The 14,546-nt window shown below is 37.8% G+C and carries 15 protein-coding genes; 11 read left to right on the forward strand and 4 right to left on the reverse strand.

Going from position 1 to position 14,546, the window contains the following annotated elements; translation table 11 throughout:
* Nucleotides 1–37: 37 nt before the first annotated feature.
* Nucleotides 38–679 (reverse strand): hypothetical protein, encoded by a 642-nt coding sequence (locus LQ188_RS02685; protein WP_101222180.1) that lies wholly within the window; start codon nucleotides 677–679, stop codon nucleotides 38–40.
* A 114-nt stretch (nucleotides 680–793) separates the two neighbouring features.
* Here LQ188_RS02685 and LQ188_RS02690 point away from each other — a divergent pair, with 114 nt between their 5' ends.
* Together LQ188_RS02690 and LQ188_RS02695 are read left to right on the forward strand one after the other, a co-directional pair.
* On the forward strand, nucleotides 794–2,200 hold the full coding sequence (locus LQ188_RS02690; RefSeq protein ID WP_230175952.1) for an FAD-linked oxidase C-terminal domain-containing protein: 1,407 nt from the start codon (nucleotides 794–796) through the stop codon (nucleotides 2,198–2,200).
* Entirely contained in the window at nucleotides 2,197–3,528 is a 1,332-nt protein-coding gene (locus tag LQ188_RS02695) for a (Fe-S)-binding protein (protein WP_230175953.1), read from the forward strand. Before LQ188_RS02690 ends, LQ188_RS02695 begins: the two co-directional genes overlap by 4 nt.
* Before the next feature lie 304 nt (nucleotides 3,529–3,832).
* Here the strand turns inward: LQ188_RS02695 and LQ188_RS02700 are convergent, their stop codons facing one another.
* Nucleotides 3,833–4,462 (reverse strand): homoserine/threonine efflux transporter, encoded by a 630-nt coding sequence (locus LQ188_RS02700; RefSeq protein WP_101222177.1) that lies wholly within the window; start codon nucleotides 4,460–4,462, stop codon nucleotides 3,833–3,835.
* A 140-nt stretch (nucleotides 4,463–4,602) separates the two neighbouring features.
* Here LQ188_RS02700 and LQ188_RS02705 point away from each other — a divergent pair, with 140 nt between their 5' ends.
* From LQ188_RS02705 to speD, 8 genes are all read left to right on the forward strand, one after another.
* Nucleotides 4,603–5,430 carry a TrmB family transcriptional regulator gene (locus LQ188_RS02705; RefSeq protein ID WP_101222176.1) on the forward strand — a complete coding sequence of 276 codons (828 nt, stop codon included), beginning with the start codon at nucleotides 4,603–4,605 and terminating at the stop codon, nucleotides 5,428–5,430.
* A gap of 303 nt (nucleotides 5,431–5,733) precedes the next feature.
* Nucleotides 5,734–6,189, forward strand: a complete 456-nt coding sequence (locus LQ188_RS02710; RefSeq protein WP_230175954.1) for a HEAT repeat domain-containing protein — start codon at nucleotides 5,734–5,736, stop codon at nucleotides 6,187–6,189.
* A 172-nt stretch (nucleotides 6,190–6,361) separates the two neighbouring features.
* The gene (locus LQ188_RS02715; RefSeq protein WP_101222174.1) at nucleotides 6,362–7,180 is read left to right on the forward strand and encodes a methyltransferase domain-containing protein; all 819 of its coding nucleotides are present in this window, start codon (nucleotides 6,362–6,364) and stop codon (nucleotides 7,178–7,180) included.
* Between the two features lie 690 nt (nucleotides 7,181–7,870).
* Nucleotides 7,871–8,566 carry a GntR family transcriptional regulator gene (locus tag LQ188_RS02720; RefSeq protein WP_230175955.1) on the forward strand — a complete coding sequence of 232 codons (696 nt, stop codon included), beginning with the start codon at nucleotides 7,871–7,873 and terminating at the stop codon, nucleotides 8,564–8,566.
* On the forward strand, nucleotides 8,559–9,476 hold the full coding sequence (locus LQ188_RS02725) for an EamA family transporter (RefSeq protein WP_230175956.1): 918 nt from the start codon (nucleotides 8,559–8,561) through the stop codon (nucleotides 9,474–9,476). Before LQ188_RS02720 ends, LQ188_RS02725 begins: the two co-directional genes overlap by 8 nt.
* A gap of 184 nt (nucleotides 9,477–9,660) precedes the next feature.
* Nucleotides 9,661–10,125 (forward strand): hypothetical protein, encoded by a 465-nt coding sequence (locus tag LQ188_RS02730; RefSeq protein ID WP_230176015.1) that lies wholly within the window; start codon nucleotides 9,661–9,663, stop codon nucleotides 10,123–10,125.
* Between the two features lie 280 nt (nucleotides 10,126–10,405).
* The gene (locus LQ188_RS02735) at nucleotides 10,406–11,332 is read left to right on the forward strand and encodes a spermidine synthase (RefSeq protein WP_157830987.1); all 927 of its coding nucleotides are present in this window, start codon (nucleotides 10,406–10,408) and stop codon (nucleotides 11,330–11,332) included.
* Between the two features lie 267 nt (nucleotides 11,333–11,599).
* The gene (gene speD, locus LQ188_RS02740) at nucleotides 11,600–11,989 is read left to right on the forward strand and encodes an adenosylmethionine decarboxylase (RefSeq protein ID WP_157830986.1); all 390 of its coding nucleotides are present in this window, start codon (nucleotides 11,600–11,602) and stop codon (nucleotides 11,987–11,989) included.
* A 386-nt stretch (nucleotides 11,990–12,375) separates the two neighbouring features.
* Here the strand turns inward: speD and LQ188_RS02745 are convergent, their stop codons facing one another.
* Nucleotides 12,376–12,747 carry a cyclic-phosphate processing receiver domain-containing protein gene (locus LQ188_RS02745; RefSeq protein WP_096339513.1) on the reverse strand — a complete coding sequence of 124 codons (372 nt, stop codon included), beginning with the start codon at nucleotides 12,745–12,747 and terminating at the stop codon, nucleotides 12,376–12,378.
* Nucleotides 12,748–13,015: 268 nt separating this feature from the next.
* On the opposite strand from LQ188_RS02745, the gene LQ188_RS02750 reads away from it, so the two are divergent.
* Complete coding sequence (locus LQ188_RS02750; RefSeq protein ID WP_101222167.1) at nucleotides 13,016–13,195, forward strand: hypothetical protein; 180 nt, start codon at nucleotides 13,016–13,018, stop codon at nucleotides 13,193–13,195.
* Nucleotides 13,196–13,354: 159 nt separating this feature from the next.
* Here LQ188_RS02750 and LQ188_RS02755 read toward each other — a convergent pair whose 3' ends face one another.
* Nucleotides 13,355–14,143, reverse strand: coding sequence for a FadR/GntR family transcriptional regulator (locus LQ188_RS02755; protein ID WP_230175957.1), 789 nt, complete (start codon nucleotides 14,141–14,143; stop codon nucleotides 13,355–13,357).
* Between the last annotated feature and the right edge of the window lie 403 nt (nucleotides 14,144–14,546).

A 14,546-nucleotide genomic window follows, 5' to 3' on the forward strand; every position in this document is an offset into this window, starting at 1 on the left:
TCATGCTTGCTAAGCTCTGATTTTTTTCGAAGAAAACTCAACTGTACGTTCCATTCAAATGATCGAAACACCTTTTGGCAGCCAATAGAGGTGCCGTTAGGACAGGGACAGAAGGATTAACCTGCTTTGCAATATGCTCCATACTATATTGTGAAAGCAAAATCACTTCTGTCTTTCCATCCAATTGTTCCACCATCTTTTTAACCCGATCGTCATGTTCCTTTCTTTTTCCTTGTGATAATAAATGGATGATCCCTGGATCGACCAATGACTCGATCATACAGTCCGGATTCTTATTTAATAAGTAATTTTGAAGGGCGATCGGTGTTTCTTTTACGGTTGAAACCAGGCCGATGCTAGTGTAGCGAAGTGCTTCATCAAGCATGGCTTCATCTGAACGAAATAACTTTACAGGATATAGAGGTTGTAAAATTGCAGTGATGTCATTAAAGGCGGAGCAAGTAAGTTGGATGCATGAAACGTCAGACCCATAGGCTATATTCACTAATGAAGAAAAGCGGCGGGTGATTTCCGGAGTTAACTTGCCGCTCTTTTCCATCAAGGGGAGAAGACCCGTGTCCATGAAATGAAGGAGTTCAATGTTCGGAGCAACTGTCCGAAAGGCCACTTCAATTGGTTTTAGTGCAGTAGTGGTTGCGTGAATCAATGCAATTTTCAAAAAAATAACCTCCTTTTTTTCATCATTATATCTAGCAGGATCATAAAATTCCATTATATTACATACAAATAGTTCTTTTCCAACTTACTATTAATAAGAAAGGAAGTGAAAAGCATGGAGAAAGAAGCCTTGGACGATCTTAGTCAGGTAATACCAGGTGACAGAATGTTCCTTGATTTGGCAGAAAGGTATTGTTATAGCTATGACGCTTCTTTTGGGGAATATTTACCTGAAATCGTTATACAGCCAAAAAATGCGGAGGAAATCAGTAAAGTGGTTAAATTGGCTAATACTCACAAAATACCTGTTTACCCTAGAGGATCTGGAACTTCGCTAAGTGGCGGCCCTTTACCTGTTAAAGGGGGGATGGTTCTTGATATGACCCTTTTACGGGATAAATTGATCATTGATCGGGAAAATATGCTTGCCATTGTCTCTCCAGGTGTAATTACGGCAAATATTCATAAAAAGGCTGAAGAAGCCGGCTTGTTCTATCCTCCGGATCCAAGCAGCTCCAATGTAGCCACTATAGGCGGGAATCTATTAGAAAACTCCAGCGGGCCAAAGGGATTGAAATACGGAACGACAAAAGAATATGTGATAGGCCTGGAGGTGGTAACCCCGACGGGAGAAATCATTCGTACTGGCGGAAAGACCGTAAAAAATGTAACAGGGTATGATTTGACCCGATTGATCGTGGGATCGGAAGGTACTTTGGGCATCGTTACTGAGGCAATCATCCGCTTAATACCAAAACCTCAATCTAAACAAACATTTGTCGCCCATTTCAATCATTTGATAGACTCTGGCCATGCCATTACCAGCATTTTATCGTCAGGAATTCTACCATCTGCACTGGAATTGATGGATAATGCTTGCATCCGTGCAGTTGAAAGCTATCGGCCTTCCGGTTTGCCTCTTCAGGCAGAAGCCATTTTGATCATAGAAATAGATGGTCACCCATTGGCGATTGAGGAAGAAATCAATAAATGCGCCAATATATGCAGGGCGGAAGGTGCTTCCTATGTCAAGATTGCGGAGACAGAGGAGGAACGACAAACGATTTGGAGTGCGCGTAAATTGGTCTCCCCGGCCATTACACAAATGGGTCCTACAAAAATTTCTGAAGACGCGACCGTTCCACGCAGTCAAATACCGGCGATGATGGTGAGATTAAACAAGATCCGGGAGAAATACGGGTTGAACTTGGTTGTATTTGGCCATGCGGGGGATGGCAATTTACATCCTAACATCATTACTGATAAACGAAATATTACGGAAATGAAAAAAGTGGAGCTTGCAGTCAGTGAAATTTTTGAAGCAGCTATCGAACTAGGCGGAACCCTTTCCGGGGAACATGGCATCGGAACTTTAAAGTCACCATATATGGAAATGGAGTTAGGAATAACAGGGGTGAATATGATGAAAAAAATAAAAGAAGCATGGGATCCCAATAATATCCTGAATCCAGGGAAGATTTTTCCAGATAAGGGACAGACAAGGGTCGTGTTGGTTACATGAATCTACCCGCCAAACCGAATGAGTCAAATGCTGCGCTCCAAACTTTATATTCTGATGCCTATGATTGGACAAACCAATGCGTAAAATGCGGATACTGTTTACCGGCATGCCCTACATATGAATCAATGGGTGTGGAATCCGCTTCTCCACGCGGTCGTATCAATCTAGTGAAAATGGCAGCTGAAGGAAAAATAGATTTCCAAAAAGATTTAGCTGAACCAATCGACCTATGCTTAGGCTGTCGTGCTTGTGAAACAGCCTGTCCTGTTGGTGTGCCATACGGACATATACTCGAAGCGGCAAAAGAAGCCATTGAAAACTCCCCGTCAGCAAACCAAAAAAATAATATGACCAAGATCAAAAAATTGGCATTGGTTCATCTTTTTCCATATCCAAAACGAATGAATAGGATTGGAAGTGCAGTACATTTCTATCAAAAAACAGGCTTATCCAAGCTTATCCGTTCAACAAATGTACTGCAAAAGGTTTCCCCTGCCCTTGCACATTTAGAACAAGCACTTCCAGCCATCGAGCCGTCCTCCAAACGAATCCGGACAGGTATGATAATGCCAGCAAAAGGGGAAACGAAATTAAAGGTGGCTTTTTTTACTGGGTGTATCATGGATTCCATGATGTCACGAATAAACCGCCTTACCATTGAGTTGCTCACCTTAGCGGGTTGTGAGGTCATTCTCCCTGAAAATCAGAATTGCTGCGGTGCCCTGCATTCCCATCAAGGTGAAATAAAACAAGCGAAAGCGTTGGCAAAGAGGAATATCCAAGCCTTCATGAAAACAGATGCGGATGTCATTGTAAATAACGCAGGAGGCTGCGGCGCCTCGCTTCTTGAATATGGACATCTATTGTCAGATGATCACGAATGGGCTGGGGCGGCAAGGGTTTTTTCGGGAAAATCAAAAGATATCAGTCAAGTTCTTCATCAATTGGGACCGCTTCCCTTTACTGAAGAATGGCAAGGCATCGTATCTTATCAAGATTCATGTCATTTACGCAATGTTCAAAAGGTCCAAAAGGAACCCCGTTCATTATTGCAATCCATACCAGGGGTTTCCTATGTGGAAATGGAAGGGTTTGACCGCTGCTGTGCATCAGGAGGAATTTACAATCTTCTCCACTTTGATGAATCCATGAAAATTCTTGATGAGAAAATGAAGAACTTAAAAGAAACCAAAGCAACAACCGTAGTGACGGTTAACCCTGGATGCCAAATGCAAATGAGCATTGGCATCCAGAGGGAGGGAGCGGCGAACCAAATGAAAAGTATGCACCTTGTTGAAATACTTGCCAAGGCTTGCGGCTTGGATTGAAAGGATGCTTAAACTTCATAGTAGGGATTACTCGTCAGTATTTTCTTCTCTTATGAGAAAATACTGACGTTTTTTATGTTAGGAACTTGATCATTCTCCATTGATGATGTAAGGCGAAAAATGTCTTTGCAGATCAATATTGCAGGGCCATATATACGGATGGAAGATTTTAAGGAAGCTTTTTCTTTAAAACTATCGGTGCAGGTTAGTTTACAGTATGTTAGCTGTACGTTACATACTTATAAAAAAAACCGTTCAATTTTCTGAACGGATAGAATCAAAGAAGATGTGTTGGTAAATGAAATTAAATTCCTGTTTTTATGCCAAAACCAATTAATATTAAGCCTGTTGATTTTTGGAATGCTTTTTGGAATTTGGAGTTGTTCATCCATTTTTTTGCATAATCAATTAGATAAACAAGAAATAAAAACCACAATACAGCGAGTAAGGTTAATATGAAAGCTAATATAATCAATTGCTGGTTTACATTTCCGTTCAAATTGATAAATTGCGGCATGATTGTAATATAAACTAAAACGGTCTTTGGATTAAGAATATTATTAAGTAATGCTTGCATAAAGGAATCTTTATTATGCCGATTTGAATGCTTTGCAGGTGTATTTGCTTGTGCTTGAATTTCCTTTAAAGAAAAGACGCTTTTAGCAAAAAAACTTTTTATTCCTAAATAAATTAAATAGGCGGCTCCCAAATATTTGATTGCACTGAAAAGAATCACAGACTTTGCAATCACAACAGATAGTCCAAGAATTGCAATAAGCGTCCAAAAAGAAAGTCCCGTTGCCATTCCGAGAACCGTATACCGTCCCGCTTTTGTACCATGGCTAAGCGTGTTTTTCACTAAGAGCATAGTATCTGCTCCTGGTATAATAACCATCATTGCAACAATTGATATGTATGTAAGTAAGCTATCCATACTATTTCTCCCTTACTTTTTATTAGTTGCTACTCAAGTAACTACTTATGTAAGTATATTAGATGAAAATGGAAAGCGTCAACAGATTTTGTTAAAATATTAGTTACAAAGGTAGCGACTAAGGTTGTTTTGGAGGGATTATGAAAGAAAACATTTTAGAAACATTAAAAAATCTAAATTTTACCGAATATGAAGCGAAAGCATATCTTACCTTATTGGAAGAATCGCCATTAACAGGCTATGCAGTCGCAAAAAACTCCGGTGTACCACGTTCAAGAATATATGAAATTCTTGACAGTCTTGCAATAAGAGGAGATATTCTGGTTAGTCCTGGAAACACACCTCAATATACGCCTGTACCTGCAAAGGAGCTAATAAAAAACCGTCGGATAAAAGCCGAAGAGAATTTTGAACGGGCAGAAAAATCATTAGCGGAGTTTGAACGTTCTGCAAATGACCGTGAAAATATATGGAATATCATGGGACGCAATGAAATACTCGATAAGGTAAAAGCTTGTATATTATCCGCTAAAAAAAGAATACTTTTAGAGATATGGGAAGACGAATTCGAAGAATTAGAGTATGAACTGAGACAGGCAGCAAATAAAGGAGTCAATGTAACAATTATTGCATATGGGGAAATCGTCTGTGATTTTGCTAATGTTTACCTCCATTATATGGGCTATGCAATTACAGAAGAGTATGGCGGACGATGGCTTGTTATCAGTGGAGATGATTCAGAAGTAGTAGCAGGCATTGTTTCGCTTGGCAAAGATAGCCGTGCAGCATGGACCATGCATGTAGGATTAGTGATGCCCATTACAGAAGTTATGATCCATGATTTGTATCTGATGGAAATCATGGAGAAGCATAGAGAACTATTAGAAGAAAGTTTTGGTGAAAACCTCGCCGATTTACGTAAAAAGTTTTCTATCCATCCAGATTATAAAAAACATTACGTGGACTAGATTTGTGCTATTAATATCTGCATACTTCATAGTCAACTATGGGGCATGAATCCAGGCAGGATTTATACCTTTTACTGTTGAAGCTACTTATTGAGCTATAGGTGCAGGTAAGTTTGTAGAAGCAAAGCATCGCACCCCCGGCACCCGACTGATTGAGGATACAACAGATGAATAACAAATTTAACTATATTAAAATATAGAAAAGGGTATAATAAGGAATGTAATAAACCATTCCTGGTAATGGGATTATTGTAGTATCGGATTAACATTTTTGATATCCGGATTACTAAGACAGAAGGAGAAATGATTCATTTGAACAACAAAGAAACAAAGGGTATCGAGTTACCTGCCAACTATGAGGAATTAAAAAAATCTGCCAATCGCAAATCTAATTGGAGAGAACGTTTAGATGCGATCGAAGAATTAGGTCAGTCAAAAAATAAACAAGTAATTGACATTCTCACAAATCTCATGAGTAATGATTCTGTATATAAAGTTCAAGAGGCCGCCTACCGTCAATTGAAAAGTTTAGGTGAAAATGTTCAATTGCCAGCAAGGAAAAAGGGCGAGTTGGTTAAAGGTTTGACCAAAATCTTAGTCAGGATCAAGAAGAGTTTACCTGAAAATCACACATATACTGAATTCAAAGAGAAACTCCAGAAGATGAGAATGGATATATATGATACATATGAGGGTGAAAAAGGAGCTGACTTTGATAAATGGCTTGAAAATACGTGGTCAGCTTTATCGAAAAGATAAAAGTATAAACAAATAAGCAATAGTTGATAAAGGAGCAAAGTTTTTGCTCCTTTTTCTTATGTGTAAAACAAAGTTTTAGCTATAGTATGCTAATATATTTAAAAGAGGAAGTATTTGGCTGTTTGCTTTAATTTGAAAACCGATAAATACATACGAATTCAGGGGAGAAAAGATGACAGATTATATTGAACTTTGGAAACAGGCGATGGCAGATCATACAGGAAACATACCTAACAGGCTAAAGGATGATGCTGCAGAAGAAGCTTTTTGGGCTTCCAAGGTTGCAGCGAAAAAACAACATAAAGCGGACCCTTATGCAAAACTTGTGCAGCAAGAGTTATTGGCATTATTAAAACAGGATGATCATGTATTGGAAATCGGACCTGGATGGGGTAATTATACATTTGAAATTGCAAAAGAAGTCAGGAAGCTAACTTGTATAGATAGTTCCAAAAGCATTATTAATTTTTTGGAATCCCAGGCGAACGAAAAAGGTTTCGAAAACATGGAGTTGATTCATGATAAGTGGGAAAGTGAGACCAAAAAGGTCAAATATGATGTAGTATTTGGTTTTAACTGTTATTACCGTATGACAGAAATCGGTCAAACCTTATTAAAAATGAATGATTCTGCAGCTCGATTAGTGATAGTAGGTATGACAACCGGACCAGAAAAACCTCATTATATGGAATTGAAGCAACGAGGATATACGATCAATTTAAGAAAACGGGATTACATACACATCTTGAATGTTTTGTATCAACTTGGAATACTGGCGGACTGTAAGATCGTTAAATTGAAAAGTAAAAAAATCTATTCCACCTATGAAGAAGTGATCCGAGATAATACCACAAAAATTCTTGATGATCATTTTTCTTATGATGAAGTAAAAACGGTCTTAAATAAATATGTGTTGGAAAAAGAGGGAGTTTTCGAATACGAATATCCGTTTCATGCAGCTTTGATGTATTGGAATCCAAGGTTAAATTAACAATTTGATTACCTTTTTCACTGAGTTCTTTACCTTCTTTTTGAGGTACTTCAGGAAAAAGGTATTTTTTCTGTTGGATATTCGCAAAATAATATTAACAAGGCTACAAAAATTGATGATAAAACGGAGTGTGAATGATAAATGAAAGAAATATCCGAAAAGAGATTTTGTGAAACTTGTAAAAAAGAGACAGTTCATACAGTAACTGAAGATGCATTGGAAATAGAATATTCATGTAATGAGTGCGGTCAGCACCAAGACATTTTCAAGACATTTTTTTAGAAACACCGAATTTCACATGATATGGACAGTAAATTGAAGAAGTATCCATTTCATTTGCGAAAACTATCTAATCTTTGTGAGTTCCAGGAGCATTAAACTAAAATGCCGTAAGTCTCAGTCTAGTGTTCTAAGAATTTAAAAATACATACTATGGATATACAGAAAAATAGAACTTTTTTTCAGTGAATCGTAGTAAATCTTAAAGCTCGAGGACTCATGGTAGAAGGATTACTTTCATCATTCCAAAAGAAATGTTTTTACTATGGAAGGATTCCTTTTATCATGTGAAAATGTGCTTGATGTTTTAAGAAAGGATCAAAGATTTAAATTTTCTATAATTTCTTTCTACGGCATGCAATATGTGATATATTGCATATTATATATCTGTATTTTAAGGAGGTATAGCCGTTGAAGCATACAAATTCATCTCAAAAAATAAAACGTACTTCTGTACGTGAAGAAGCATACATGATCTTGCGGGATTGGATTGTGCAGGGAATCCTAACGCCAGGCCAGCAATTACGCGATAAAGAATTAGCCGAGCAGTTGGGAGTAAGCAGAACCCCAATAAGAGAAGCACTATTAAGGCTTGAGGATGAGGGATTTGTCGAGACCAAGCCGAGCCGTTCAACTATTGTTTCCCCTATTAGATTCGATGGGGTATTAGACATATACTCCATTGTTTGGACACTGGAAAAGCTGGCTATGGAACAGGCTTTTGATTTCATTGAAGAAAAACACTTAATAGAAATGGAAGCCATCAATCATGAAGTGAAAAAAGCAATCGACGAAGGAAATCAAATAGTCGCCGTTCAGAAAGATAATGACTTTCATTCCATTTACATCAACCTTTCTACAAATGATGAATTGAAGCGGATTCTATCGGGACTTAAACAAAAACTTATACGAATGGAACTTTTTTATTTCAATCAGGTAAGTGATGTTCACCTTTCCGTTGAGGAGCATGATCAGATTATACAGGCATTAAGGAATGAAAATCTCACTATGGTTCTTAAGGTGATAGAAAAGAATTGGAAAGAAAGTTATTTAAGAATTCAAGCCCATACGGAACGTGTAAAAAGCGGGGTAGAAAAAAATGAGTAATGATACTTTAGTTGCTATATCACCTTCAAGAAACAAAGGGATTGCACTAGTACTGACTGGCGCTGCGTTATGGGGAGTGTCAGGGACGGCAGCTCAATATCTGTTTCAGCAGCAAGGTTTCAGTCCTGAGTGGCTCACTGTTGTACGCTTGTTGCTATCTGGAATCATCTTATTGGGTGTCGCTTATAAGAATGAAAGGCTGAAAGTTTTTGAGATTTGGAAAACCAAAAAAGAGGCGCTTCATATTATCCTTTTTGCCATTCTGGGAATGCTCGCTGTTCAATACACATATTTTGCAGCGATTGAACATGGCAACGCAGCCACTGCCACTGTCCTTCAATATTTGGCACCGGCCCTGATCACTTGTTATTTAGCCATTCGCTCCAAACGTTTTCCAAGCTTTACAGTGAGTATAGCTGTGATCATAGCGATTTTAGGCACCTTTTTGCTTGTGACGGGAGGAAGCATACGTACATTATCCATTTCCGGGTGGGCAGTATTTTGGGGAGTAACATCAGCCTTTGCATTGGCATTCTATACATTGCAGCCTTATAAACTCCTTTCTAGATGGGGAGCGATGATTGTTGTGGGATGGGGCATGTTGATTGGAGGCATATGCTTTAGCATCATCCATCCCCCATGGGCATTTGAAGGCAATTGGACGTTACCTTCATTTTCAGCGGTTTTATTCATCATCATTTTTGGTACGATCATTGCTTTTTATTTTTATTTGGAAAGTACCAAATTCATCTCGGCTTCTGAGGTAAGTTTATTTGCCTCGGTTGAACCATTATCCGCAACCTTAATATCCGTTTTCTGGCTGAATGTAACCTTCGGCTTTGCCGAGTGGCTTGGCACGCTTTGCATTATTAGCACCATTACGATTTTATCCATCGTAAAAAACAAGTAATGTCAGATCTAATTAAACTAGGCGAAAAAAATTAATAATCCACCGTGTGAGTGGATGAAGCACGAACATATATTTCTAAAAAAAGCAATTACACTTCATGTGAATTGCTTTTTTTGTATTTTACGAGTATTACGCAACATTTGGCTATTCAAAGGCCGTTATCGAAGAAAAGGAATCTTCAGCAATAAATGGGACGCAGACTGAGGTCATTCAACAACTGAAAATGGACCTATTTGAATTGTATAGAGATTCTGAACTTAATGTTAAACCGGCTCAACTAGAAAAGCGCGGTGGAGCGTATTACAGCGAAGCAGCCTGCAGTCTCATCAATTCGATTTACAATGATAAGCGGGATATTCAGCCAGTCAATATACGCAATTACGGGGCGATAGCGAGTATTCCAGATGAATCAGCCAATGAATCTGGTCACCAAAGAAGGACCAAGACCAATCAGTATTGGCGATCTGCCAGTAGCAGTCCGGGATTGGTCCAGCAAATTAATTCTTTTGAAAGGATCGCTGCTGAAGCTGTCACAGAAGATTATCATAAAGCTTTAGTGGCAATGACCATAAATCCTTTAGTACCATCAGACACCATTGCCAAAAAATACTGGATGAAATGCTCGAAGCGCATAAAGGAGACCTGCTGAAATTTTAATGAAGTGAAATCATGACTTAAATCAACGCTTATAGCTTTTGGACCAAAATAGATCACTCCCTGTTAGATTCTGATCCGGGAGTGATCTATTTTATTAAGGATTCCTTCTATCTGCACTACTGATATCCCAAGTGAGTCATTATATTAAGATTCATGGACAGTAACTATCTCCCAATAAAATTAATGGGACAATTGTGCAAACATTCTAGCAAGGGCCTTCATATACTAGCCTTAACGGAGACATTACATCAATGATAAAGAGGAGATTAAAAATGAATAATAAGAATGGGATGCAAGACGAAAGCCGAACGTTTAACGGCGGAGATATCTGGGACCAAATTGGTCTCAGGGAAATTAAGGCACTCAAGCATAAAGTCCTTCATGAAAGGATTAGCAAATATCAGGATATCAATGTAGTGGAAGCTAAAGATATAAGAATGTATCTCAATGAACAACTGCAGTTCTCATCATTGGATGAACGCATCTATCATGAGGCACTCGTTCATCCTGCGATGGCTCTGTCTAAAAAACGGAAACGCGTCTTAATTTTAGGGGGAGGAGATGGACTAGCCCTTCGAGAAGTCCTCAAGTACAGTGATGTCAAACGTGTTGATCTTGTTGATATCGATTCGGAAATCATTAAAGTAGCAAAGAGTGTTCGCAAGATTGTAAAGCTTAACGAGGGATCATTCCTTGATAAACGTGTAAAAGTTCATATCCAGGACGCCCAGAAATACGTTTCGTCAAATACTCGCAAATATAATGTGATCATTGTGGATTTCCCGGACCCAGCAAATGAAATCTTAGCCAAATTATACACAAAAGAGCTTTTTAGCCATCTATACAGTTTCCTTGCAGATGAAGGCGTACTCGTCTGTCAATCCAATTCACCGGATGATGCCCCGCTCGTTTATTGGAGTATAGGACAGACAATCGGGAGTGTTGGGTTCGATGTCATGAGTTACCACACAATCGTTCCATCTTTTGGTGACTGGGGCTTTCATATAGCTGCAAAGGAATTCAGGACGAAACGCATGGATAAACTATCAATTAATGTCCCCTATGGAACTCTTCCAAAAGATTTATCTTCTTTGTTTCAATTTAAGAATTATCACCTTTATGGGCGTAACTATGCCGAAGTAAATACACTTGATCAACTCACACTTCATCGCTTTTATCAGCAGGAAATGGATTATTGAAATCTATTTTAGGGATTCGCCAACTTTTATTTATTATGTTGGCGATATTTTTGAATAATTTTAAAGATATCTCCAAATGTTATACATACTCCCGTAAGTAAATAAATGACTTAATTATTTGTGATTTTGCGGATTTTTAAAAAGGTTGTCCAATCGCAATCACTCATACATGCATAAACTGTAATTATTAAATAGTAATGGAGTGTGCCACACTTATGGATTTAAGTGATTTGGGCCCATTGATTGATAGAGAAGGGGGAACAAACATTGGAAACTAAAGGATTCCATGTCATTATTGATGCGTTTAACTGTAAATCTAGTATTCTTGATGACGCAAAGGAACTAGAAAAACAATTGAATCATACAGCAGAGCGGTTGGAAATGATTGTCTTGAATCGCAGCTTTCATAAATTTGAACCATATGGTGTTACAGGAACGCTAATACTATCCACCTCACATATGTCCATTCATACATGGCCAGAGAAGAATTATGCTGCCATTGATATTTATACTTGCGGAAAAAAGAATCCATTTCATGAGATACAAAATATTCTACAATATTTAGGTGCTGAATACGCAGTCGTATATAATGTTTCCAGAGGAGCGGAGTATATGGCAGAGCAGTCTGTCCGCATAATCCGAAATGAAAAAAACTAGTCACAAACCGTGAAAAACCTCACCAGCTCAAAAGTAATATTAGTGTTGGAACGGATTATAACGAATCCCTTGTTGTGATTATTTCAAGCGAGGGGAGAGGGTGAATGTTTTTCCCTTTCCCAAATACATAAAAATGTTTGCGGCGATAGGCGTAAACTGCAGGAAACTTGTTGTATGCATGTACTAGTAATCTATCCACTAAAGTGAACTCCATCATGATAAATAGCAACAACTTATAAAATAAAGTTGCTGCCATTAAAGGTCTTATCTTATTAGGGAGGACTTGGAATTCCTTCTAAGATATTGTTATTTGGAAAGCTTTCCTACCCCTACTAACAAATTTAATAAAATCATTACGAAACATTGAGATTGAGTTTTAGAAGGGTTTATCGTATATCTATATAATGCTGCAGTACCTTTGACGGGAAGAATTTGAGGGGCAATGGTCGTAAGGATACAATAATGGCAGGGGGCATAGTTAAATTCTGTTGTGCTTGCTTTAAACAGTTGTACATTGCTTTACCGCCCACTGAATTGGCAGAGTGAATAGTAATGCGATTGGCAAATAGTTTTTCTTTGACCATCTTTTGAACAAGCATAAAACCATTCCTGGTTTTATTTAATAAGTCATGGTCCAAAGAGAGATGTTCAATATCAAAGTTTTGCAATAGCTCTATACATTCGTCAATAGTCTCGACTAACACATAGCCATCGGGTGCTTTCCGATAGTCATCCAGAAAAACGCTGATTTTCTCCATTTAATGCACTCCTTTCCTAATACATGTGTGACTAAGAAAAGTCAATTAAACCCAAGAAAATATGGTTTTATCTATTAAGTCTAACACAACAAAGTAAGAAGGGGGCATATTCGACGTTAAAGACTAATATACGACAGGTTTCCAATAAAAAACTTATTGTCCAACTCCAGCTAAATATCCTTTGTTAAATATGGTACAAAACATCTAAAAGTTAATGTTTGTAATAATTTGGGTAAAAGGTAATATCTTGACTAAAAGGAGAAGTGATATGTTACATCCAGACGAGATTTACCTTGTACTTAGGGACAAAACGCTGCTGTTGGAGTTAAAGGAACAAATTAATGACTATCATATTTCCTACTTATCAATGATTAATGATCAGCTTATATTGATTGATGATGCACTAAAAGAATGTAACGTTGATTACTACACTATGTCAAAAGGATAAAAACAACATTTACTTATATAGGGGATCAATTTTTTAACTATAATAAAACCAGCTTAGCGCCCTCTGAGAAAGGCGCTTTTTTAATGTCAAATTTAATTAATCACCTAAAAAGATCAGGTATACCTCCATGTTCTGGTTAGTTATATCGCGAGCGGACGCTTATTTATCACCTTCAGCATTACGTTGATGGTCTTTTTCATTTTGATAAGCAGCAATTTTGGCGTCATCTCCAATGCTTTCAAGTGTAGCCGTGGCCATCTGTTCTCTAATGCGAAGGATATGGGCATCCATTAATTGCTTGGCTTTGTCCGCTTCTTTTAGTGCGATAGAATGGTAGATTTCTTTATGTTCTTGAAGCGTTTCTTGAAAATGACCCGGTTTTGCGAAACGATGTCGCCTGGTGGCACGGATAGTATCTTTCATTTGATCACTAAGGGTATGGACCAATCCAGCAAATATGGAATTGTTTGTGGCTTGTGCGATACTATAGTGGAAATGTAAATCTGCTCGCAAACCTAATTCTTCATCATGTTCCGACCGTGCCATTTCTTCTAGAGCTTTAAGGATATTTTGTAAATCAAGAGAGTTTGCTCTCTGTGCAGCAAGAAAAGCACATTCGGTTTCAATTACTCGACGGACTTCAAGCATTTCATAGACCATGTTGTCTTCAGCTTTGATGATTGAGGTGGATAGCTGTTCGATCAGTGACTGAACATCAGATTTTCTGATAAATGTCCCATCACCTGGTCTGACCTCAATGACTCCGTTAATTTCCAATACTCGAAGGGCCTCTCTGATTGATGTTCGACTCACTTTAAAACGGTTGGACAACTCCCGTTCAGGGGGTAATTTATCTCCTGGTTTCAATTCACCGCTAATAAAAGATTCCCTAATTTGATTGAAGATGATTTCGTACACTTTTGGAGATTTAACTGGTATAGAATCCATTACTTCCTTCACATCCTTCAACATCAACCCTAAAATAATGTTGGTACGACTAATAGTCGAATAATTTTAACAAGCATTCTTTTATGAATCAAGGGGAAGCGCAATTTTATAACAAAATAAATAATTATTAAAAAAATCAAACATTAAAATTGGTTAGACCAATATTAGATATAGTTTCAGTCATTCCCGTTCATTTGGCATTTCCAGGTGATTTCATTTTGCTAATACGGGTGGGGAACCATCTATAATCACTAACATTATAAGCATTTGTGCATGGAGAATTCTAATAAAAGGATAATTGTTGAAAAAGTCAAAAAATTTAGTATAATGAAAATTGGTTAGACCAATTATGTAATGATAAAGAATGGTCCATGTCGAACCATTCATAAATGGAAGCGATATC

Source organism: Peribacillus sp. Bi134 (genome assembly GCF_918698065.1).
Taxonomy (GTDB): Bacteria; Bacillota; Bacilli; order Bacillales; family DSM-1321; genus Peribacillus.